Annotated in this window: 4 protein-coding genes and 1 pseudogene; 3 read left to right on the top strand and 2 right to left on the bottom strand. The window is 67.9% G+C overall.

Annotated features, from left to right (window positions below; all coding sequences use genetic code 11):
• Nucleotides 1-312, bottom strand: a 312-nt coding sequence (locus AC08OU_RS23890) for a hypothetical protein (RefSeq protein ID WP_476605879.1), incomplete at its 3' end; no start/stop codon positions are given.
• Between the two features lie 592 nt (nt 313-904).
• Between AC08OU_RS23890 and AC08OU_RS23895 the strand changes: the two genes are divergently transcribed.
• Nucleotides 905-1,501, top strand: a complete 597-nt coding sequence (locus tag AC08OU_RS23895; protein WP_476602314.1) for a 2-oxoacid:acceptor oxidoreductase family protein — start codon at nt 905-907, stop codon at nt 1,499-1,501.
• A gap of 27 nt (nt 1,502-1,528) precedes the next feature.
• Here AC08OU_RS23895 and AC08OU_RS23900 read toward each other — a convergent pair whose 3' ends face one another.
• Nucleotides 1,529-2,083, bottom strand: coding sequence for a YflT domain-containing protein (locus AC08OU_RS23900; protein ID WP_476602315.1), 555 nt, complete (start codon nt 2,081-2,083; stop codon nt 1,529-1,531).
• A gap of 362 nt (nt 2,084-2,445) precedes the next feature.
• Between AC08OU_RS23900 and AC08OU_RS23905 the strand changes: the two genes are divergently transcribed.
• Both AC08OU_RS23905 and AC08OU_RS23910 read left to right on the top strand, forming a co-directional pair.
• The gene (locus AC08OU_RS23905; RefSeq protein WP_476602316.1) at nt 2,446-2,781 is read left to right on the top strand and encodes an ArsR/SmtB family transcription factor; all 336 of its coding nucleotides are present in this window, start codon (nt 2,446-2,448) and stop codon (nt 2,779-2,781) included.
• 1 nt (nt 2,782) lies between these two features.
• A pseudogene (locus AC08OU_RS23910) lies at nt 2,783-3,193 on the top strand (cation transporter); the annotation flags it as partial.

The raw sequence follows: 3,193 nt of genomic DNA on the forward strand, positions 1-3,193 counted from the left end.
GGAAGGCGGTGACACATGAAATGGATGACAGCGGGTGGTCATCTCATCGAGGAGACGGTCGTCAAGGCCGGTCCCGATCGTCCGGCACGAGTCCTGCGGGTGACCCGGCAGGGGCGTGCGGTCGGCCAGTATGCGTGCTGGGCCGATCTGATCGTCAATATTGATGTTCAGCGGATGACTGAAGTCGAATGAATGACCTGTTGTCGGTGCAGGCCTGAGCACGGGTCTGAGATGCCAAGGAGTCGAAATGAAATAACTTGCGCGTTTCGAACCCTCCACAGGCCTGTGACCTGCGATGATGCTCTCGATCACGTATTTGTTACTTCATTACGTCCCCCAAGGGCCACTGAGTTCTCCCCGCGAGGCGCCGTTCTGGAGGTTGTCCGTGTGCAACTTTCCGGCTGCAGAATCCTGGGACGAGACCGATCTCGCGGCCTGTGTGACCGGGGGCGTGAGAGAGAACGCCCACCGGCTGGGGTCTCCTGGCGGTCGCATCCCGCGACTCCTGGTTCGAGCGGAGACTGGGTGGACGTGGTCGATGTCGGCGAGGGCCGGCTCGCCATCTGCGTCGGCGACGCGGCCGGACACGGCGAGCAGGCCGCGAGGTTCGCGCGTGTCCATTCAGGGGTGAGCGGCGGTAGCCCGCTGACCTTGGGGTTTGTGTTGAGGGGACACGTCGCGGTCGTGGCTTGATCCTCCTTTTCGCGCAGCTCGCCATTCATGCGCACGGGGTCGGCGGGGACGACCGCACGATGGCGATCTTGGCCCGCGTGGTCGCCCCCGCCGCTGGCTACTCACCGCGCTGCCGGGCCGCGGAGAGGAGCCTGGCAGCTGACGGGGGCGTCGCGAGCAGCGTCGAGAAGCAGCGTCGAGAGCAGCCCGGTCGGGAGAGACGAGGTCCATCATGTTCGCGGTACGAATTCACGGGTTCGGCGGCCAAGGCGTGCTGACCATCGCCGAGCTGTTGACCATCGCGGCAGTTACGGAGGGTCGCTACGGACAGGCAGCCATGGCCGGCGGGCCGGAACACATCGGCCACCCTACGGTCGCCTGCTGCCGGATCGACGACGATCCATTGCCCGGGTGGGAACCGGTCGTGTTCCCGGATGCGGTCATCGTCCGGGACGCGGCGCTGCTGCACGTCTCCGACGTATTCCATGGACTTGGGGCGGACGGGTTCATCCTGCTCGACTCGGCACGCGACCTCGACGATTTCGGGCTGCCCGGGCTCACCCGGTACCGGCCCGAGCGAACGATCAGCCTGCCCGCCAGCGAGATCGCCCAGCGCGAGCTGGGGCATCCGCTACCGAATACCGCGCTGCTCGGTGGCTTTGCCACGTTGACCGGAATCGTTTCGATCACCGCGGTCGAGACGGCCATCCGGGAGCGGTTCGCCGGTCGGCTCGCGGACGACGGCATCGAGGCGGCCCGGGACGCCTTTGCGTTCGTCCGCTACAGCGAGCGGCGCAGGGCCGGGCTTCTGCCGGTAGCCCGGGAATGAGCCTGGGCGCCGGCAGGGGTCCCGGGGTCAGGTCCGGGTGCCCCTGGCCGGCGACACTCGGCCGAACTCGGTCTCCGCGAGCAGCCTGGCCGCCTGCTCCGCCACGTCGGCGTCGACGAGCAGGTCGTAGCGGTCCGCGCTCAGCGCCGACACGGAGACGAAATCCCGACGGCCCCTGCTCAGCGCGTACGTCAGCAGGCCCACCAGAGCGCCGAGGACGGCGCCGAAGACGGCGCCGTAGAGGGCGAGCAGCACCGCCGCCTGCAGAGGGTTGATCCAGTTGAACAGGCCGAAAACCCAGCCGATCATCGCTCCGGTGACGGCACCGGCCGGCGCCGACCGGCCGGCGGCGGAGGCCCAGGTCAGCCGACCTGTGACCTTCTCGACCGTGTGTAGGCCGCGGCCGACGATGGCGGTCTTCTCTACCGGGAAACCAAGGTCGGAAAGTTGGTCGACGGCCCTTTCGGCCTCGCCGTAGGCGTCGAAGGTGGCCACCACCTGCTGCGGCCCGCCTACCCGGTCCACCCGGGTCCCGCCCGGAGCATCATCGAAGCGCGGGTTCCCGCGATGGAGAACACCCATCCGAGAGGCATCGGCTCGAAGGTCATCCGATCGGGAACCGCGGGTCCCGCCCTCACCTGTCCCGAAGGGGTCATCACGATGCGACATGTAGATCGCCTCCACCCGACGTGAGTGTCGTGGATCAGCCATCGTGTCAGGCATCCGAGGCGGTTCCCCGGACGACGCGGTCATGGCAGAGGCTGCCCGCGTTCGGGGCAGCTAACCGGAGAGGCGCCAGATCCGCGAGGCCGTGAGACGAGGCCGTGAGACGAGGCCGTGAGACCAGGCTGTGAGATCAGGCAGCCAGCCTCGCCGCGTCGAGGTCTTCGGCCCATCCGAAGTTCACGCTTTCCTGAGTTCATGGATCTCTGTACTGTTGGGTCATGGTGACGATCGCCTCGGACATCGAGGTTCTGGTAAGGGTCGGCCGGGCGTTGGCTGACCCGATCAGGGCACGGCTGCTTCTGGCCCTTCGTGACAGCCCGGCGCATCCCGCCGATCTGGCGGAGGCGATGGGGATCTCCCGCAGCCGGCTGTCGAATCATCTGGCCTGTCTGCGTGGCTGTGGGCTGGTGGTCGCCGTTCCGGTCGGCCGGCGTATCCGTTATGAGCTTGCCGACGCCCGTCTCGGTCGCACGCTCGACGAGCTGCGGGCCGCGGTCATCGCCCTCGGACAGGATGCCGCGTGCCCGGACACGGCGGAGAAGGGCTGCTGCTGATATGGCCGTCTCGCTGTCATCGGGGCCGCCCCCGGCCCGCCGTGACCTGCTCGCCCGCCGAATCCGGTTCCTGGTCGGGGTGACTATCGCCTATAACGTCGTCGAGGCCATCATCGCGCTCACGTTCGGCGCGGCGGCGTCGTTCGCTGCGCTGATCGGTTTCGGGCTGGACTCGCTCATCGAGGTCTCCGCCGCCGCGGTTGCCTGGCAGTTCTCCGCCGTCGATCACGCCGTTCGGGAGGCCCGGGAACGCGTCGCCCTGCGGTTCATCGCCGGGTCGTTTTTCGTGCTCGCCGTCTATGTCGCGGTCGACGCCGTGCGTGCACTGGCCGGCGGGGATGATGCGGATGGTTCGGTGCCCGGGATCGCGCTCGCCGCGGTGTCGCTGGCGGTGATGCCGTTCCTGTCCGCT

Source organism: Frankia sp. CcMO1 (assembly GCF_977945845.1).